This is a genomic window from Pseudomonas cremoricolorata DSM 17059 = NBRC 16634 (assembly GCF_000425745.1).
Lineage (GTDB): Bacteria > Pseudomonadota > Gammaproteobacteria > Pseudomonadales > Pseudomonadaceae > Aquipseudomonas > Aquipseudomonas cremoricolorata.
Window position 1 is genome coordinate 99,813 of sequence record NZ_AUEA01000002.1, and the last position, 18,860, is coordinate 118,672.

General features: G+C 66.7%; 13 protein-coding genes. 12 read left to right on the forward strand and 1 reads right to left on the reverse strand.

Annotation, left to right across the window (positions count from 1 at the left end):
• Window positions 1-10 precede the first annotated feature (10 nt).
• The 6 genes from treZ to H618_RS0102985 all read left to right on the forward strand — a co-directional run bounded on the left by treZ (window position 11) and on the right by H618_RS0102985 (window position 10,118).
• Entirely contained in the window at window positions 11-1,750 is a 1,740-nt protein-coding gene (gene treZ, locus H618_RS0102960; protein WP_028693646.1) for a malto-oligosyltrehalose trehalohydrolase, read from the forward strand.
• Window positions 1,747-3,816, forward strand: coding sequence for a 4-alpha-glucanotransferase (malQ, locus tag H618_RS0102965; RefSeq protein WP_028693647.1), 2,070 nt, complete (start codon window positions 1,747-1,749; stop codon window positions 3,814-3,816). Before treZ ends, malQ begins: the two co-directional genes overlap by 4 nt.
• On the forward strand, window positions 3,813-6,590 hold the full coding sequence (locus H618_RS0102970; protein WP_028693648.1) for a malto-oligosyltrehalose synthase: 2,778 nt from the start codon (window positions 3,813-3,815) through the stop codon (window positions 6,588-6,590). Before malQ ends, H618_RS0102970 begins: the two co-directional genes overlap by 4 nt.
• Before the next feature lie 20 nt (window positions 6,591-6,610).
• Window positions 6,611-6,946 carry a DUF2934 domain-containing protein gene (locus tag H618_RS0102975; RefSeq protein ID WP_028693649.1) on the forward strand — a complete coding sequence of 112 codons (336 nt, stop codon included), beginning with the start codon at window positions 6,611-6,613 and terminating at the stop codon, window positions 6,944-6,946.
• 162 nt (window positions 6,947-7,108) lie between these two features.
• Entirely contained in the window at window positions 7,109-9,256 is a 2,148-nt protein-coding gene (gene glgX, locus H618_RS0102980; protein WP_028693650.1) for a glycogen debranching protein GlgX, read from the forward strand.
• Between the two features lie 67 nt (window positions 9,257-9,323).
• Complete coding sequence (locus H618_RS0102985; RefSeq protein WP_028693651.1) at window positions 9,324-10,118, forward strand: endonuclease/exonuclease/phosphatase family protein; 795 nt, start codon at window positions 9,324-9,326, stop codon at window positions 10,116-10,118.
• Here the strand turns inward: H618_RS0102985 and H618_RS21180 are convergent.
• Window positions 10,115-11,047 (reverse strand): LysR family transcriptional regulator, encoded by a 933-nt coding sequence (locus H618_RS21180; protein WP_050577189.1) that lies wholly within the window; start codon window positions 11,045-11,047, stop codon window positions 10,115-10,117. The two genes, H618_RS0102985 and H618_RS21180, sit on opposite strands and share 4 nt — an antisense overlap.
• A gap of 153 nt (window positions 11,048-11,200) precedes the next feature.
• On the opposite strand from H618_RS21180, the gene speB reads away from it, so the two are divergent.
• The 6 genes from speB to H618_RS0103020 all read left to right on the forward strand — a co-directional run bounded on the left by speB (window position 11,201) and on the right by H618_RS0103020 (window position 18,859).
• A complete protein-coding gene (speB, locus tag H618_RS0102995; RefSeq protein ID WP_028693652.1) occupies window positions 11,201-12,160 on the forward strand; it encodes an agmatinase in 960 nt (319 codons plus the stop codon).
• The gene (locus H618_RS0103000; RefSeq protein WP_050577190.1) at window positions 12,157-12,573 is read left to right on the forward strand and encodes a YybH family protein; all 417 of its coding nucleotides are present in this window, start codon (window positions 12,157-12,159) and stop codon (window positions 12,571-12,573) included. The genes speB and H618_RS0103000 overlap by 4 nt, the downstream gene beginning before the upstream one ends.
• A gap of 167 nt (window positions 12,574-12,740) precedes the next feature.
• Entirely contained in the window at window positions 12,741-14,240 is a 1,500-nt protein-coding gene (locus H618_RS0103005; protein ID WP_028693654.1) for a purine-cytosine permease family protein, read from the forward strand.
• Window positions 14,241-14,304: 64 nt separating this feature from the next.
• Complete coding sequence (locus tag H618_RS0103010) at window positions 14,305-15,684, forward strand: sodium:solute symporter family protein (protein WP_028693655.1); 1,380 nt, start codon at window positions 14,305-14,307, stop codon at window positions 15,682-15,684.
• A gap of 73 nt (window positions 15,685-15,757) precedes the next feature.
• The gene (locus H618_RS0103015; RefSeq protein ID WP_028693656.1) at window positions 15,758-17,350 is read left to right on the forward strand and encodes a 5-guanidino-2-oxopentanoate decarboxylase; all 1,593 of its coding nucleotides are present in this window, start codon (window positions 15,758-15,760) and stop codon (window positions 17,348-17,350) included.
• Window positions 17,351-17,425: 75 nt separating this feature from the next.
• The gene (locus H618_RS0103020) at window positions 17,426-18,859 is read left to right on the forward strand and encodes an aldehyde dehydrogenase family protein (RefSeq protein WP_028693657.1); all 1,434 of its coding nucleotides are present in this window, start codon (window positions 17,426-17,428) and stop codon (window positions 18,857-18,859) included.
• Window position 18,860: the final 1 nt, after the last annotated feature.

Here is an 18,860-nt window from a genome sequence, read left to right on the forward strand (position 1 = left end):
AGAGCTGAAGATGCACAGACACGGCGTACACCTGGTGGACGCCACGTCCGCGCGCTTCGCCCTCTGGGCGCCTGGCGCACGCGATGTGAGCGTGGAAGTCGCAGGGCAATCACCGCTGACCTTGCAGCCTGAGCCCGATGGCTGGTTCAGCGCCACCGGCCCAGCCCAGGCCGGGCAGCATTATCGCTTCGTCATCGACGGCCAGCTCAAGGTCGCCGACCCCGCTTCGCGTTATCAACCTGAAGGTGTCAACGGCCCCAGCGAGGTGGTTGCACCCGAATGGTTCGCCTGGCAGCACCCGTTCAATGGCCGGCCCTGGCACGAGGCGGTGATTCAGGAAGTCCACGTTGGCGTGCTCGGTGGCTACAAGGGTGTCGCCGAGCAGTTGCCGCGCCTGGCCAAGCTGGGCATCACCGCCATCGAGCTGATGCCGCTTGGGCAATTTCCCGGTGAGCGCAACTGGGGCTATGACGGCGTACTGCCGTTCGCCCCGCAGCACAGCTACGGCACCCCCGAAGAGCTCTGCCAACTGGTCGATGAAGCGCACCGGCTGGGCATGGCGGTGATGCTCGATGTGGTCTACAACCACTTCGGCCCCGACGGCAACTACTTGCATGAATACGCCCCGAGCTTTTTCAACGAGGCGAAGAAAACCCCGTGGGGCGCGGCCATCGACTTCAAGCAGGCGGCGGTGCGCGAGTTCTTCATGCAGAACGCCCTGATGTGGCTGCAGGACTACCGCATCGACGGCCTGCGCCTGGACGCCGTGCACGCCATCGACTCGCCGGACTTTCTCAAGCAACTGTCGCAGCGCGTGCGCGAACAAACCGCTGGCCGTGAGGTCTGGCTGGTGCTGGAAAACGAGCACAACCAGGCGTTTTTGCTGGAGGAGGATTTCGACGCGCAGTGGAACGACGACGGCCACAACGCCCTGCACGTGCTGCTGACCGGCGAAACCGAAGGCTATTACGCCGACTACAAGGACCGCCCCATCGAGCAACTGGCGCGCTGCCTGGCAGAAGGCTTCGTGTTCCAGGGCCAGCAAAACCGCCACGGCGAAGCGCGCGGCGAGCCGAGCGGGCACCTGCCGCCGAGCGCCTTCGTGCTGTTTCTGCAAAACCACGACCAGATCGGCAACCGTGCGCTGGGCGAGCGCCTGACCCGGCTGTGCCCGCCTGCCGCGCTGCGCGCCGCCACCGGCCTGCTGTTGCTGTCGCCGATGATCCCGTTGCTGTTCATGGGCGATGAAGAAGGCAGTCGCGCGCCGTTCCTGTTCTTCACCGACTTCCATGACGAGCTGGCCGACGCTGTGCGCGAAGGCCGCCGCGGTGAATTCGCGCACTTTGCCGCCTTCGCCGACCCCGACACCCGGGAAAACATCCCCGACCCCAACGCCCTTGCCACCTTCCACTCCAGCCAGCCTCACGGCGACGACGTGCTGGCCGGCTGGCATGGCCTGTACCAACAGCTGCTGGCGCTGCGTCATCAGCGCATCGTGCCGCACCTGCCCGGCAGCCACAGCCTGGGCAGCCAGGTGCTGGGCGACAAGGCCCTCACCGCGCGCTGGCGCCTGGGCGATGGCAGCGAGCTGCGCATCGACCTCAACCTTGCCGAGCGGCCCCAGGCGGTCGAGCTGCCGGCCCCGGCCCAGCGCCTGTTCGACAGCAGTGACAACGCCCATTCCGACTCGATGCTGGCGGCCTACAGCTGCGTCGTCAGCCTGACTCCACCTGCCGCGGAGACGCCATGAGCGACAACCCCCTGCATCAACTGGCGGCACGGGTCGGCATCGCCCGCGACTGGACCGACGCCAACAACCGTGCGCAGCAGGTCAGCGATGACGTGCTGCGCGGTGTACTCGGCGCCCTGGGTCACCCCGCCGCCGACGCCGGTGAGGTCAGCGCCAGCCTGGCCGAGCTGGAACAAGCGCAAGATCTTCAGGCATTGCCCAAACTACTCACCTGCGATGTCGGTCAGGCGCTGACGCTGCAACCGTGGTTCAGCCCTGGCAGCACCGCCCGCTGCACCGATGAGACCGGCGCCAGCCGCGAGTTGACCCTCGGCGAGCAGGCCGAGCTGCCCAACGACCTGCCCATCGGCTACTACCAGATCGACGTCGACGGCCGCAGCCTGAGCGTTGCCGTCGCGCCGCTGCGCTGCCATAGCCTTGACGACGCCGTTGGCGAGCCGCCTGCGCGCTGCTGGGGCCTGGCCGCCCAGCTGTACAGCCTGCGCCGCAGCGGTGACGGCGGCTATGGCGACCTGCTGGCCCTGGAGCATCTGGCGCGCAGCGCGGCCGAACGCGGCGCCGATGCCATCGCCATCAGCCCGATCCATGCCTTGTCGCCCTACGAACAACAGCACTACAGCCCCTACTCACCGTCAAGCCGCCTGCTGCTCAACAGCCTCTACGCCAGCCCCGCCGCCTTGCTCGGTGAGCGTGAAGTGCGCGCGGCGATCGAGGCTGAAGGACTGGGGCAGATTCTCGAAGACCTGGAAGCCCAACCGTTGGTCGACTGGCCGCGCGCCGCCGAGGTGCGTGAGCGCCTGTTGCAGGCGCTGTACAAGGACTTCAGCCAGGGCCAGCACCCATTGCGCGCCGACTTCGACAGCTTCCGCGAGGCCGCTGGCGAAGCGCTGGAACACCATTGCCGCTTCGAAGTGCTGCAAGGCGAAGCGGTCGACCAGGGGCTGGGCGCCGACTGGCGGCGCTGGCCGAAGGCCTGGCAAGACCCCTACCACGCTGAAGTCGAGGCCTTCGCCAGTACCTACCCGGCGCGCATCGAGTTTCGCGCCTTCTGCCAGTGGCTGACCGACCGCAGCCTGCAACGGGCGCAACAGGCGGCCCGGGGCAATGGCATGCAGGTGGGGTTGATCGCTGACCTGGCGGTCGGTGCCGATGGTGCCGGCAGCCAGGCCTGGAGCCGTCAGGATGAACTGCTCGCAGACCTCACCGTCGGCGCCCCGCCAGACATCATCAACCGCGCAGGCCAAGACTGGGGCATCTGCGGTTTCTCGCCCGAAGGGCTCAAGCGCAACGGGTTCCGCGCCTTCATCGAAATGCTGCGGGCCAACCTGGCGCATGCCGGCGGCCTGCGCATCGACCATGTGATGGGCCTGCGCCGGCTTTGGCTGATCCCCAAGGGTGCCTCACCCAAAGAAGGTGCCTACGTACACTACCCGTTCGACGACATGCTGCGCCTGCTGGCCCTGGAATCGGTGCGCCATCAGGCGGTGATGCTCGGTGAAGACCTCGGCACCGTGCCCGAAGGCCTGCGCGAACAGCTGGCCGACAAGGCCGTGCTGGGTATGCGCGTGCTGGCCTTCGAGCAACAGGGCCCGGGCAATTTCACCCCGCAGATGCAGTGGCCCGACAACGCCCTGGCCACCACCGGCACCCATGATCTGGCGCCGCTGGCAGGCTGGCTGCAAGCGCGCGACATCGACTGGCAGAAGCGCCTGGAGCTGATCGACGACGACGCCGAACGGTCCTGGCGTGAGGAACGCGACAAGGAAACTGCCGGGCTGCGCGCCCTGCTCGAACAGGCATGCGGCGCGCTGGATGACGACGAGGCGGTGATCGATGCGGCCATCGCCTTCCTTGGCAAGACCCGCGCACCGCTGGTGCTGATTCCCCTGGAAGACCTGCTCGGCAACAGCGAGCAACCGAACATGCCCGGCACCACCGACGGCCACCCCAACTGGCAGCGGCGCCTGGCGCCGCCTGCCGCCAAGCTACTCGACGAGGTCGACGCCGCCCGGCGTCTGGAACTGCTGGCACAAGCCCGTGAATACGCGTGGGAGCGCGACCGATGAAGCCATTGACTGCAACCGTACGCCTGCAATTTCACAGTGACTTCACCCTCGACGACGCCGTGCCGCTGGTGCCCTACTTTGCCCAGCTGGGCATCAGCCACCTGTACGCCTCACCGATCCTCAAGGCCCGTGCCGGCTCACGGCATGGCTATGACGTGGTCGACCCGACCCAGGTCAACCCTGAGCTGGGCGGCGAAGCCGCACTGGAACGGCTGATCGCCGCGCTGCGCCAGCACGGTATGGGCTTCATTCTCGACACCGTGTCCAACCACATGGCCGTCGGCGGCGCCGACAACCCTTGGTGGCAGAGCCTGCTGGCCTGGGGTCGGCGCAGCCCGTATGCCGAGTTCTTCGACATCCAGTGGCACTCCAGCGACCCGCTGCTGGCCGGCCAGTTGCTGCTGCCGTTCCTTGGCAACGACTACGGCATCGCGCTGAAGAACGGTGAGCTGCCGCTGACCTTCGACGGCGAACACGGCCGCCTGGAAGTGGCCCACCACGAGCACCGCTTCCCGATCTGCCCGCTCGATTACGCCCAGGTACTGCAAGGCAGCGACAGCCCTGAGCTGCAAGCCCTGGCCGCGCGCTTCGGCGCCTTGCGCGATGCCGCCGTGCCGCTGGCAGCCGCCCAGGCGTTGCAAGGCGAGCTGGCGCAACTGCATGCCGATGGTGTGCGCCTCGATGCGCAACTGCGAGCCTTCGACGCCCGCAGCGAAGCCGGCCTCAAGCGGCTGCACGCACTGCTCGAGCGCCAGGCTTATCGCTTGGCCAGCTGGCGCACCGCCGCTGACGACATCAACTGGCGGCGCTTCTTCGACATCAACGAACTGGGCGGTCTGCGCGTCGAGCGCGCGATGGTCTTCGAGGCGACCCACGCCAAGCTGTTCGAGCTGATCGAGCGCGGCCTGGTCGATGGCCTGCGCATCGACCACATCGACGGCCTGGCCGACCCGCGCGGCTATTGCCGCAAACTGCGCCGCCGGGTCGATGGCCTGCTGGCGGCGCGTCCGCTGGACACCGCTGTGGAGCACTTCCCGATCTACGTCGAGAAGATCCTCGGCACCGGCGAGCACCTGCACCGCGATTGGCTGACCGACGGCACCACCGGCTATGAATTCATGAACCAGGTGTCGCTGGTGCTGCACGACCCAGCCGGCGAGGCCCCGCTCACCGAGCTGTGGCAGCGCCTGAGCGAACGTCCGCTGTTCGCCGAGGAAGTGCGCCAGGCCCGTGCGCTGGTGCTCAATGCCAGCCTTGCCGGCGACTTCGAGTCAGTGGCGCAGGCCTTGCTGCAGGTGGCGCGCAACGACCTGATGACCCGCGACATCACCCTCGGCGCGATCCGCCGCGGCGTGCAGGCGCTGGTCGAGCACTATTCGGTGTACCGCACCTACATCAACGCCCTGGGCCGCCCGGCCGAGGACGAGTCGTTCTTCCAGCAGGCGTTGAGTGATGCCCGCCAGTCACTGCCCGAAGCAGACTGGCCGGTGCTCGAGCAACTGCAAGTGTGGCTGGGCGGGCAACGCTGGCGCAGCCTGCCGCCGGGCAAGGCGCGCAAGCAATTGCGCCACGCCTGCGTACGCTTCCAGCAGCTCACCGCCCCAAGCGCGGCCAAGGCCGTGGAAGACACCGCCTTCTACCGTTCGGCGCGGCTGCTGTCGCGCAACGATGTGGGCTTCGAGGCCGAGCGCTTCAGCGCCCCGCTGGAGGATTTCCACATCGAGGCGCAGCGCCGCCTTGGCGCCTTCCCCGACAACCTGCTGGCCACCGCCACCCACGACCACAAACGTGGCGAGGACACCCGCGCGCGCCTGGCGGTGCTCAGCGAGCGCGGCCCGTGGCTGGCCGAGCGCATCGAGCACTGGCGCAGCCTGGCCGCGCCCCTGCGCAAGGACGACGCGGACGGCCCGGCGCCGAGCCCGGCCGATGAAATGATGCTGTTGCAGACCCTGCTCGGCAGCTGGCCGCTTGACCTCGATCTCAACGACAGCAGCGCGGTCAAGAGCTACATCGAGCGCTTGCAGCAGTGGCAGCAAAAAGCCCTGCGCGAGGCCAAACTGCGCAGCAGCTGGAATGCACCCAACCAAGACTACGAGCAGGTCTGCGCCACCTATATCGCCGACCTGCTCAGCGCCGACGCGCACGCCGAGCTGCGTGAATCGCTGCACCAGGCAGCCGACGCCATCGCCTGCCCCGGTGCCCTCACCGGCCTGGCGCAGTGCCTGCTGCGCATGACCGTGCCGGGCGTGCCTGACCTGTATCAGGGCAACGAGTACTGGGACTTGTCGTTGGTCGACCCGGACAACCGCCGCCCGGTCGACTACCCGGCGCGTCGGCGCAGCCTGGATGACAGCGTCGCGCTCGATGAGCTGCTCGCTCACTGGCGCGACGGGCGTATCAAGCAGACGCTGATCGCACGGGTGCTCGACTGTCGCCGCGCCCACCCCGAGCTGTTCCGCCGCGGCGAATATCAGCCGCTGAGCGTAGAGGGCCGGCATGCCGACAAGGTCATGGCCTTCGCCCGCGTCGCTGATGGCGAGCGTGCCATCGTGATTCTCCCGCGGCTGGCCGCCAGCCTGCTCGGTGAGCAGGCGCAGACGCCGTTGATCCCTGCCCAGACATGGGACGACACCCGGGTGATCTTGCCGTTCGACTTCTCCCCTGCCACATGGTCGGGACTTTTCGCAAACGCCGCTGTCAGCCCTACTAAGGAGCTGAAGTTGAGCGCCGCGTTAGCCGAGTTTCCGGTCAACCTGTTCATCGAACATGATTAAGCGCATCCAGGAGCATAACGATGAGTGTCGAAGATAAACGTATCCGCGAGTTCGCCTACCAGATCTGGGAATCGGAAGGTAAGCCAGAAGGCCAGGAAGAGCGCCACTGGGGCATGGCCCGCAAGCTGGCCGAAGCCGAGTCGCTGGCGCCCAAGGCAGCGCCGCGCAAGCGCGCAGCGGCCAAAGGCAAGACCAGCGCCGACGTCAGCCAAGACCCTACCCGCAGCGCCGCCCCGGCCAAGCGCGCCAGCGTCGCCAAGAGCGCTGCCCTGCCTGGCGCCGAGCCTTCGCCGCAGGGCAAGACCACGGCTGCGAAAAAGCCACGCACTGCGGCCAAGAAAGCCACCGACGGCTGACCCTTGCGGTTTTCGCGCTGCCGCCCGGCAGCGCCCTTCACCCCGCTGTACCTGTACCGGCATTACCTGCGAATCGGTCCGCCCCTGACGGGGAACGGACCGGTTGGCGTGGAGGCCTGAAACGTTTCACCGTCCCCGATCACTTGGCCATCCGAGACTGCCATGACCCAACGTAAACCGAAGAAAAACCGCTCTGTCGCCCCTTCGCGCATTCGTGAAGGCATGCCCTTTCCCCTCGGCGCCACCTGGGATGGACTGGGCGTCAACTTCGCCTTGTTCTCGGCCAACGCGACCAAGGTCGAGCTGTGCATTTTCGACTCCTCCGGCGAGAACGAACTCGAACGCATCGAGCTGCCCGAATACACCGACGAGATCTACCACGGCTACCTGCCCGACGCCCATCCCGGGCTGGTCTACGGCTACCGTGTGTATGGCCCGTACGAGCCTGAGAACGGCCACCGCTTCAACCACAACAAGCTGCTGATCGACCCCTACGCCAAGCAGCTGGTCGGTGAGCTGAAGTGGGACCCTGCGCTGTTCGGCTACGTGCTGGGTGAAGAGGACACCACGTTCGACGAGCGCGACAGTGCCCCCTTCGTGCCCAAGTGCAAGGTCATCGACCCCGCTTTCACCTGGGGCCGAGACCAGCGCGTGCAGGTGCCGTGGGAAAATACCGTGTTCTACGAAGCCCATACCCGTGGCATCAGCATGCGCCACCCTTCGGTTCCGGAGAAACTGCGCGGCACCTTCGCAGGCCTGGCTAACGATGATCTGCTCAAGCACATCAAGGACCTGGGCGTCTCGAGCATCGAGCTGCTGCCGATCCATGCCTTCGTCAACGACCAGCACTTGCTCGACAAGGGCTTGAACAACTACTGGGGCTACAACTCGATCGCCTTCTTCGCGCCGCACCCGGCGTATCTTGCCAGCGGCAAGATCGCCGAATTCAAGGAGATGGTCGCGCACCTGCATGACGCGGGCCTGGAGGTGATTCTCGATGTGGTCTACAACCACACCGCCGAGGGCAACGAAAAAGGCCCGACCTTGTCGATGCGCGGTATCGACAACGCCTCGTACTACCGCCTGATGCCAGAAGAAAAGCGCTACTACATCAACGATTCCGGCACCGGCAACACCCTCGACCTGAGCCACCCGTGCGTGTTGCAGCTGGTGACCGATTCGCTGCGCTACTGGGCCGGCGAGATGCATGTCGACGGCTTCCGCTTCGACCTGGCGACCATCCTTGGCCGCTACCACGACGGCTTCAACGAGCGTCACAGCTTCCTCGTCGCCTGCCGCCAGGACCCGCTGCTGCGATCGGTCAAGCTCATTGCAGAGCCGTGGGACTGCGGCCCGGGCGGCTACCAGGTGGGCAACTTCGCCCCCGGCTGGGCCGAATGGAACGACGCCTTCCGCGACACCGTGCGCGCCTTCTGGAAAGGCGATGAAGGCCAGCTGGCCGATTTCGCCGGGCGCATCACCGCCTCCGGTGATCAGTTCAACAATCGTGGTCGCAGGCCTTACGCCTCGGTCAACTTCATCACCGCCCACGATGGCTTCACCCTGCGCGACCTGGTGTCGTACAACGACAAGCACAACGAGGACAACGGCGAAGACAACAACGACGGCAGCAACAACAACATCTCGTGGAACTGCGGTGAAGAAGGCCCCACCGAGAACCCGGAGATCAAAGCCCTGCGCATGCGCCAGATGCGCAACTTCTTCGCCACCCTGCTGTTGTCCCAGGGCACACCAATGATCGTTGCCGGCGACGAGTTCAGCCGCACCCAGCACGGCAACAACAACGCCTACTGTCAGGACAGCGAGATCGGCTGGATCAACTGGGAGCTGGACGAGGAAGGCAGTGAGCTGCTGGCCTTCGTCAAGCGCCTGACCCGCCTGCGCTCGACCTACCCGGTACTGCGTCGGTCGCGCTTCCTGGTCGGTGACTTCAACGAGGCCACCGGGGTCAAGGACGTCACCTGGCTGGCGCCCGACGGCAACGAGATGAACGTCGAGCAGTGGGAAGACGCCAATGGCCGCTGCCTGGGCATGCTCATGGATGGCCGCGCGCAGGTCAGCGGCATCGCCCGCAAGGGTGAGGACGCCAGCTTGCTGCTGATCGTCAACGCCCACCACGACACCGTGCCGTTCACCCTGCCTTCGGTGCCCGATGGCGATCAATGGAACTGCCTGATCGACACCGACCGACCCAAGCTGCGCAAGGGCGAGCAACACGCCTTCGACACGCAGTTCGAGGTCAAGGGGCGTTCGCTGCTGCTGTTCGCCTTGCAGCGCGAGGAGGACTGAACCGCGCCGGGGCGGGCTGTGTCGTAGACAGTATCTGCCCGCCCCGACGGCAGTTTCAGGAGGACGCGTGAATCACGAAGCCGGCGGTCAAGGTTTCGCCACTTCCGCCCAGGCCGCAGCCGTACACCGGCTGCGGGTCCTGACGGTCAACACCCACAAGGGCTTCACTGCATTCAACCGGCGCTTCATCCTGCCGGAACTGCGCGATGCGGTGCGCAGCACCCAGGCCGACATCGTCTTCCTTCAGGAAGTGCTCGGCAACCACGATCGCCACGCCGCCCGCCACCCTGGCTGGCCGGCCACCTCGCAATACGAATTTCTCGCCGACAGCATGTGGAGCGACTACGCCTATGGGCGCAACGCCGTGTACCCGGCCGGTCACCATGGCAACGCGCTGCTGTCCAAATACCCGATTCTCGAGCACCGCAACCTCGATGTGTCGATCACCGGCCCCGAGCGTCGCGGCCTGCTGCACTGCGTGCTGGATGTGCCCGGCCCGCAGCCGGTGCATGCCATCTGCGTGCACCTGTCGCTGCTGGAAAGCCACCGCCAGCAGCAGCTGCAACTGCTGCGCCGGCTGCTCGCCTCACTGCCCGCGGAGGCACCGGTGATCATCGCTGGCGATTTCAACGACTGGCAACTGCGCGGCAACCGCACCCTGGCAGAAGAAGCCGAGCTGCACGAAGCCTTCGAACGCCACCACGGCCTGCTGGCGCGCACCTACCCCGCGCGCCTGCCACTGCTGCGCCTGGACCGCATCTACCTGCGCAATGCCCAGAGCCATGCGCCGAAGATTCTCGGCCACAGGCCCTGGACGCATTTGTCCGATCATCTGCCATTGACGGTTGAGGTGCAGTTCTAGGCTGCAGGCGGTTTCTCCGGGGCTGTGGGCGCCGTCGGCTGTTTGCCCGCCTGCACCTTGATGCGATCGCGAAAGCTCTGAATCAGCGGCTCGCGGGAACGGCCGCGGCGTATGGCCGTGGTGAAGGGCGCCTGATAGCCAAAGGTGTTGGGCAGCAAGACCTTCAGGCGCTTGCGCTCGACCCAGTGCTGGGCGTGGTGCTCGGGCAAATAACCGATATAGGCACCTGACAGCACCAGAATCAGCTGGGCTTCCATCGACTCGACGGTGGCGGCGCTTTGCTTGAACCCGTGCCGCGCCAGTTCCGACTGGCTCCAGTAGCCGCGTCCGACCATGCGCTGTTGGGCGATGACTTCGGCGGGGATGCGCGTCTGCGTGTACAGCGGATGGCGGTCGCTGCAGTACAACCAGTGCTGCTCCTTGTACAGCGCCTGGTACACCAGCCCGCTGGTGCGCACCGAGAAGGCGCCGATGGCCAGATCCAGCCGATTGTCCAGCAGGCCCAGTTGCAGTTCGGCCGGGCTGAGCACCGCCAGGTGCAGGTGCACCGCCGGATGCTCCTGGGTGTAGGCGCCGATGATGTCGGCGAGCGGCAGCGCCGGGTCGCTGACGGTGGAGTCCAGCACACCGAGGTTGAGCGTGCCGCGCAGCTCGCCTTTCAACGAGGCGGCATAGCGCTCGAAGTCGTGCAGCTCGGCCAGCATGCGCAAGGTCTCCTGATGAAACAGCTCGCCCTTGCCGGTCAGGCTGAAACCGCCGCGACCGCGATGGCACAGGGCAACCCCGAGCAGCGACTCCAGCTGGCTCATGTAGGTACTGATCGCCGAGGTGGAAAGATTCAACTCTTGCTGGGCGGCGGCAAACCCCTGGTTGCGCACCACGCTGGCAAAGATGCGCAGCAGCTTGAGATCGGGCAATGCGGACGACATGACGGCGTTCCTGGGAGAGATCACAGAGAGCGCCAGTCTAGCGTCCGATAGTTCAGAAATCTCTGAAGTGATTATTTGCTCGCAGCGATTTGTCGCACCCCGCGCAGTGCCCAGAATCGGCCCACGACAACCATAAAATCTGTGAGGCCCACCGTGGACGACTCCCTCCACCAACCCCTGGGCGGCAACCAGATGCCGCGCTTCGGCGGCATCGCCACCATGCTGCGCCTGCCCCATGTGCAGGCCCCGGAAGAACTCGCCCGGCTCGACGCCGCCTTCATCGGCATCCCCCTCGACATCGGCACCTCGCTGCGCTCCGGCACGCGCTTCGGCCCCCGGCAGATTCGCGCCGAGTCGGTGATGATTCGCCCTTACAACATGGCCACCGGTGCGGCGCCGTTCGACTCGCTGAACGTGGCCGACATCGGCGACGTCGCGCTCAACACCTTCAACCTGCTCGACACCGTGCGCATCATCGAGCAGCACTACGACGGCATTCTCGAACACGGCATCATCCCGCTGACCCTGGGTGGCGACCACACCCTGACCCTGCCGATTCTGCGTGCGATGAAAAAGAAGTACGGCAAGGTCGGCCTGGTCCACGTCGATGCCCACGCCGACGTCAACGACCACATGTTCGGTGAGAAGATCGCCCACGGCACCACTTTCCGCCGCGCCCAGGAGGAAGGCCTGCTCGACAGCGAGCGCGTGGTGCAGATCGGCCTGCGCGCCCAGGGCTATACCGCCGACGACTTCAACTGGAGCCGCAACCAGGGCTTTCGCGTGGTGCAGGCCGAAGAGTGCTGGCACCAGTCGCTGGCGCCGTTGATGGCTGAGGTGCGGGCCAAGGTCGATGGCGGCCCGGTGTACCTGTCGTTCGACATCGATGGCATCGACCCGGCCTGGGCGCCGGGCACCGGCACCCCGGAAGTCGGCGGGCTGACCACCATCCAGGCGCTGGAAATCATCCGTGGCTGTCAGGGCCTGAATCTGATCGGCTGCGACCTGGTCGAGGTCTCCCCGCCCTACGACACCAGCGGCAACACCGCGCTGCTGGGCGCCAACCTGCTGTATGAGATGCTCTGCGTGCTGCCAGGGGTGGTGCACCGATGAGCGCCGCGCTGCCAGACAGTGCACCGAACGGCCGCGAAGCCGAGGTGCAGGCCGCCGCCGAACGGCTGGTGGAGGCCTTCGCCAGCAACGACACGGCGCGCTACTTCGCCTGTTTCAGTGACGATGCGACGTTCGTCTTCCACACCCAGCCGCGGCCGCTGTCGCTCGAGGCGTACAAAGCGCTCTGGCAGCAGTGGCAGAGCGAGGGCTTCGCGGTACTGGGCTGTCGCTCCAGCGCAGCGCACGTCAGCTTGTACGGCGAGGTAGCGATCTTCATCCATGACGTTGCCACGCAGTTGTATCTGGACGGCCAGGAACAGCACTTGCAGGAGCGCGAGACCATCGTCTTTCGTCGCGAGGACGGACGCTGGCTGGCGTGCCACGAGCACCTCTCGGCCCCCAGCCTGAGCTGATCGCCGGCGCGCCTGGGGCTACCCTCCCCGCGCGCGCCGTGGCCCCACATCCAGGGCCTTGCCGTATTGCCGTAACACCGCCCACCGGCGCTTGCCGGGGGTGAATAAAAAGGTCGGCGAGCCTGAGCCGACCTTACAAGAACCGTGACAGGCACCGGAGAACCACCATGAGTCACTCCACGGGTATCGAAACCTTCGGCGTCGAGCAGATTCCCGACGCCCAGCGCAATGCCTCCCCCACCGACCTGTTCCGACTGATCTTCGGCGGCGCCAACACCTTCGCCACGGCGGTGCTGGGCAGCTTTCCGGTGCTGTTCGGCCTGTCGTTCCAGGCCGGGGTCTGGGCGATCATTCTCGGCGTGGCGGTGGGCGCGGTGATTCTTGCGCCCATGGGGCTGTTCGGCGCGCTCAACGGCACCAACAACGCGGTCTCCTCCGGCGCACACTTCGGCGTGCACGGGCGCATCGTCGGCTCGTTCCTTTCACTGCTCACGGCGGTGGCGTTCTTCTCACTGTCGGTGTGGAGCTCGGGCGATGCGCTGATCGGCGGCGCCCGGCGCCTGGTCGGCCTACCCGAAAACGACCTGACCCTGGGTCTTGCCTATGGGCTGTTCGCCGTGCTGGTGCTGGCAGTGTGCATCTATGGCTTTCGCATCATGCTGTGGGTCAACAAGGTCGCGGTGTGGGCGTCGAGTCTGCTGTTCCTGCTCGGTGTGGTCGCCTTCGCCGGGCCGTTCGACGTCAACTACGCCGGCACCCTCAGCGTCGAGCAGCCAGGGTTCTGGGCGGCGTTCATCGGCGCGGCGCTGCTGGCGATGAGCAACCCGGTGTCGTTCGGCGCCTTTCTCGGCGACTGGTCGCGCTATATCCCGCGCCACACCCCCAAGCGCCGGATCATGCTGGCGGTGGTCGCGGCCCAGGCCGGTACGTTGATTCCGTTTCTGTTCGGCCTGTGCACCGCCACCCTGGTAGCGACCCAGGCGCCGCAGTACATCGAGGCGAGCAACTACGTCGGCGGCCTGCTGGCGATCGCGCCGAGCTGGTTCTTCCTGCCGGTGTGCCTGATCGCGCTGATCGGCGGCATGTCCACCGGCACCACCGCGCTGTATGGCACGGGTCTGGACATGTCGAGCATGTTCCCGCGGGTGCTCAGCCGCGCGCTGGCAACGCTTCTGATCGGCGTGGCGGCGATCGCGTTCATCTTCATCGGCCGCTTCGCCTTCAACCTGGTGCAGAGCGTCTCGACCTTCGCCGTGCTGATCGTCACCTGCACCAGCCCGTGGATGGTGATCATGATCCTTGGCCTGATCGTGCGCCGCGGCGTCTACCACGCCGACGACCTGCAGGTGTTCACCCGTGGTGAGCGCGGCGGGCGCTACTGGTTCGAGCATGGCTGGAACTGGCGTGGACTGGGCGCCTGGCTGCCGAGCGCGGCGCTGGGCCTGTGCCTGGTCAACCTGCCCGGTCAGTTCGTCGGCCCGCTGGGCACGCTGGCCGGCGGCATCGACATCAGCCTGCCGGTGACCCTGGGCCTGGCCGCGCTGCTGTACCTGGCGCTGCTCAACCTGTTCCCGGAACCGGCCGAGGTCTATGGGCCTGCCGGCCCGCGCTGGGTGCGGCAGAAAAGTCCCACCGGCCTGCCCGTGAAGGGCGCGGGTCTGGCCTGAGCCTTCGTGCACCGGGCGCGCGGCGCCCGGCCCACTTCCTTTCCAGAACAATGAGAACAACACCATGCTCCTGGATATTTCCGTAGTGATCGTTTACGCCGCCGGCATGCTGCTGCTCGGCTGGTACGGCATGCGCCGCGCACGCACCCAGGAAGATTACCTGGTGGCCGGGCGCAACCTCGGCCCGGCCTTCTATCTGGGCACCATGGCGGCCACCGTGCTGGGCGGTGCGGCGACCGTCGGCACCGTGCGCCTGGGCTATGTGCACGGCATTTCCGGGTTCTGGCTGTGCGCGGCCCTGGGCGCCGGGATCATCGTGCTCAACCTGTTCCTGGCAAAACCCCTGCTCAGGCTGCGCATCAGCACCGTGACGCAGATCCTCGAGCGCCGCTACACGCCGATGGCGCGTCAGGCCAGCGCGGTGGTGATGTTCGCCTACGCGCTGATGATCGCCGTGGTCTCCACCCTGGCCAGTGGCACCGTGCTGCAGGTGCTGTTCGACCTGCCCTTCGTCGCCGCCATTCTGCTGGCCGGTGGCGTGGTGGTGGTGTATTCGAGCATCGGCGGCATGTGGTCGCTGACCCTGACCGACATCGTGCAGTTCGTGATCAAGACCGTCGGCCTGATGTTCGTGCTGTTGCCGATCTGCCTGTGGCGCGTCGGCGGCTGGGAGGCCCTGCAAGCGAAATTGCCCGACGCCGCGTTCAGCTTCACCACCCTGGGCTACGACACCATCCTCACCTACTTCCTGATCTACTTCTTCGGCATCCTCATCGGCCAGGACATCTGGCAACGGGTGTTCACCGCACGCAGCGAACGCGTGGCGCGGGTGGCCGGCAGCCTGGCCGGGATGTACTGCGTGATCTATGGCTTGGTCGGCGCGCTGATCGGCATGTGCGCCAAAGTGCTGCTGCCCGACCTTGCCAACGCCAACAACGCCTTCGCCTCGATCGTGCAGAGCGCCTTGCCCGACGGCATTCGCGGCCTGGTGATCGCCGCTGCCCTGGCGGCGATGATGTCCACCGCCAGCGCCGGGCTGCTGGCCGCCTCGACCACCATCACCGAAGACCTGCTGCCCAGGCTGCGCGGCGGTCGCGCATCGAGCCTGGGCATGGCCCGCGCCTTCACCTTCCTCACCGGTTTGCTGGTGCTGGGCATCGCCCTGGTGGTCACGGATGTGATCGGCGCGCTGACCCTGGCCTACAACCTGCTGGTCGGCGGCATCCTGATTCCGATGCTCGGCGCCATCTACTGGAAGCGTGCGACCACCACCGGGGCGATTCTGAGCATGGCGCTGGGCTGCGGCACGGCGCTGGTGTTCATGCTGCGCGACGGCCTGGAAGCCAATACACCGATCTACTACAGCCTGAGCGTCGGCCTGCTGGCCTTCGTGCTGGGCAGCCTGCTGACCCGGCCGCAGTTGCACGCCACGCGCATTGCCTAAGGTCTGGCGTCGATTCGCTGCACCGGTGCCAGCCAGCACAGGTGCCGCGTGCTCACTTCAAAGGAAAACCAGCATGACCACCTGTGGAGAATTTCTCGTCCAGCAGCTCCAGGCCTGGGGCGTGGACACCGTGTTCGGCATTCCCGGCGTGCACACCGTCGAGCTGTATCGCGGCCTGCCGGGCAGCGGCATCCGCCATGTCACCCCACGCCACGAGCAGGGCGCAGGGTTCATGGCCGACGGTTACGCGCGGGTCAGCGGCAAACCCGGTGTGTGCTTGATCATCACCGGGCCCGGAATGACCAATATCCTCACCGCCATGGCCCAGGCCTATGCCGACTCGATCCCGATGCTGGTGATCTCCAGCGTCAACGAACGTGACCGTCTGGGCCTGGGCAAGGGGTATCTGCACGAGCTGCCCGACCAACGCGCGCTGGTCGCCGGGGTGGCCGCGTTCAGTCATACGGTGATGACGGTCGAGCAATTGCCCGAGGTGCTGGCCCGCGCCTTCGCGGTCTTCGACAGTCAGCGGCCGCGGCCTGTACACATCGAGCTGCCGCTGGATGTGATCACTGCTGCGGCCGGGCACCTGCCGCTGCGCCCACGGGTCATCACCCCACCGCCGGCTGCGCACCCTGCGCTGATCGAACAGGCCGCGCAGCGCTTGCGCCAGGCGCAGGCCCCGCTGCTGTTGATCGGCGGCGGTTGCGTGGCGCAGGCCGATGCCGTGCGCCGGCTGGCCGAGGCGCTGGATGCGCCCACGGCGTTGACCATCAACGCCAAGGGTCTGCTGGCGCCGGATCACCCGTTGCTGCTGGGCAGCAACCAGTCGCTGGCGCCGGTGCGGCAGTTGGCGCGCGACGCCGATGTGGTGCTGGCCATCGGCACCGAACTTGGCGAGACCGACTACGACGTGGTGTTCGACGGCAACTTCCAGATCGGCGGCGCGCTGATTCGTATCGATATCGACGCGGCGCAACTGACCCGCAACCACGCACCGACGCTGGCCATCCAGGCCGACGCGGGCCTGGCCATCGCCGCGCTGCTCGCGCAACTGCCACAGAGCGCTGAGCGAGGCGGAGCCGCGCGGGCGGCGGCCGCGCGTCGGCAACTGGCCGCCGAGTTCAGCGGCTGGGCGCATTACCGACGCCTGTTCGACACCATCCTCGAGGTGCTGCCCACCGCGCGCCTGGTCGGTGATTCGACGCAGACGGTCTACAGCGGCAACCACCTGCTGGAGCTGGACGGCCCGCGCCGCTGGTTCAACTCATCCACCGGCTACGGCACCCTGGGCTACGGCCTGCCGGCAGCGATCGGCGCCAAACTGGCCGAGCCGAGCCGCCCGGTGATCAGCCTGATGGGCGACGGCGGTATCCAGTTCACCCTGGCCGAGCTTGCCAGTGCGGTCGAGGCGCGAGTCGGCGTGGTCGTGCTGCTGTGGAACAACCAGGGCTATGGGGAAATCAAGCGCTACATGCAGCGGCGCGACATCACCCCAGTGGGCGTCGACATCTACACGCCGGATTTCATCGCCATCGCCCGCGGCTTCGGTTGCGTGGCCGAGCGCGCCCGCGACCATGCGCATTTGCAAGCGCTGCTGCGCGAGGCGCCGGATGACCGACCCCTGCTGATCGAACTGGCCGAGGCGCCGCCCTTTGCGCCGTGATCACAGGGTAACTAACGCCACCGCTTCTCCCCCTCTATTCGCTACGGCCCATGACAAGCGCCATCGGAGAGATTCATGAACCACCCCCACTACATCGCGGGCCACTGGCAGCAAGGCCAGGGCGCCGAGATCATCAGCGTGTTCGAACCCGCCACGGCCAAGCCCTACGCCGAACTACGCGCCGCCAGCACTGAGCAGGTCGATCAGGCGGTAATGGCAGCACGTCAGGCGCTGCCGGCCTGGAAAACCACCTCATCCAGCCAGCGCGCCAGCTACTTGCGCGGCTTCGCCGAGGCTATTGGCAAACGCCGCACGGCGCTGATCGAACAGCAGATGCGCAACAACGGCAAACCGCGCCATGAAGCCGAAGTCGACCTGGATGACGCCATCGCCACCTTCAGCTACTACGCCGAGCTGACCGAGGGCCTGGATGATCGGCAGAACCACCCGGTCGCCCTGGCCGCGCCGGGTTTCAGCTCGCACACACGCCTGGAAGCCATCGGCGTGGTGGGCCTGATCGTGCCCTGGAACTTCCCGCTGGTGACCAGCGCCTGGAAGATCGCCCCGGCCCTGGCGGCAGGCTGCACGGTGGTGCTCAAACCCTCGGAAGTCACCCCGCTGATCGAGCTCGTCTACGGCCAGATCGCCGATGAACTCGGCCTGCCGCCAGGGGTGCTGAACATCGCCTCCGGCAAGGCCGAAGTGGGCGCGGCGCTCAGCGCCCATCGCGGCCTGGACAAGCTGTCGTTCACCGGCAGCAACGCGGTGGGCAGCCGGGTCATGCACAGCGCCGCCGAACACTGCCGGCCGCTGACCCTGGAGCTGGGCGGCAAGTCGGCGATCATCGTCTTCGACGACTGCGATGTCGCCCAAGCCGTCGACTGGATCGTCGCCGGCATCGCCTGGAACGCCGGGCAGATGTGCTCGGCCACCTCGCGCCTGCTGGTGCAGGACGGCATCGCCGATGCGCTGTTGCAGCGCCTGGCCGAAGCGCTCGACGGGCTGCGGGTCGGCAATCCGCTGGAGCAGGATATCGATATGGGCCCGCTGACCAGCCAAGCCCAGTGGCACAAGGTGGGCGAGTACTTTGCCGTGGCCGAGCACGAGGGCCTGCGCTGCCTGGCCGGTGGGCGGCAACTGCACGGCCCGGGCTGGTTCGTCGCGCCGACGCTGTATGCCGCTGTCCCCGGCCACAGCCGTCTGTGGACTGAAGAAATCTTCGGCCCGGTGCTCTGCGCGCAGCGCTTCAGCAGCGAGGAACAGGCCATCGCCCTGGCCAACGACAGCCATTTCGGCCTGGTCGCCACCGTGGCCAGCGCCGACCTGCAGCGTGCCGAGCGGGTGGCTGCGGCGCTGGAGGTGGGGCATGTGTGGATCAACTCAGTGCAAGCGGTGTTCGTCGAAACGTCGTGGGGCGGCAGCAAAGCCAGCGGTATCGGCCGCGAGCTGGGGCCGTGGGGGCTGAGCGCGTACCAGTCGGTCAAGCATGTGACCCGCTGCCTGGGCTGAC

Excerpts from the sequence above, each read along its gene's own strand:
- malQ (WP_028693647.1), top strand. The coding sequence starts at position 1,747 with ATGAGCGACAACCCCCTGCATCAACTGGCGGCACGGGTCGGCATCGCC.
- H618_RS0102975 (WP_028693649.1), top strand. The coding sequence starts at position 6,611 with ATGAGTGTCGAAGATAAACGTATCCGCGAGTTCGCCTACCAGATCTGG.
- H618_RS0103000 (WP_050577190.1), top strand. The coding sequence starts at position 12,157 with ATGAGCGCCGCGCTGCCAGACAGTGCACCGAACGGCCGCGAAGCCGAG.
- glgX (WP_028693650.1), top strand. The coding sequence starts at position 7,109 with ATGACCCAACGTAAACCGAAGAAAAACCGCTCTGTCGCCCCTTCGCGC.
- H618_RS0103015 (WP_028693656.1), top strand. The coding sequence starts at position 15,758 with ATGACCACCTGTGGAGAATTTCTCGTCCAGCAGCTCCAGGCCTGGGGC.
- H618_RS21180 (WP_050577189.1), bottom strand. The coding sequence starts at position 11,047 with ATGTCGTCCGCATTGCCCGATCTCAAGCTGCTGCGCATCTTTGCCAGC.
- treZ (WP_028693646.1), top strand. The coding sequence starts at position 11 with ATGCACAGACACGGCGTACACCTGGTGGACGCCACGTCCGCGCGCTTC.
- H618_RS0103005 (WP_028693654.1), top strand. The coding sequence starts at position 12,741 with ATGAGTCACTCCACGGGTATCGAAACCTTCGGCGTCGAGCAGATTCCC.
- H618_RS0103010 (WP_028693655.1), top strand. The coding sequence starts at position 14,305 with ATGCTCCTGGATATTTCCGTAGTGATCGTTTACGCCGCCGGCATGCTG.
- H618_RS0103020 (WP_028693657.1), top strand. The coding sequence starts at position 17,426 with ATGAACCACCCCCACTACATCGCGGGCCACTGGCAGCAAGGCCAGGGC.
- H618_RS0102970 (WP_028693648.1), top strand. The coding sequence starts at position 3,813 with ATGAAGCCATTGACTGCAACCGTACGCCTGCAATTTCACAGTGACTTC.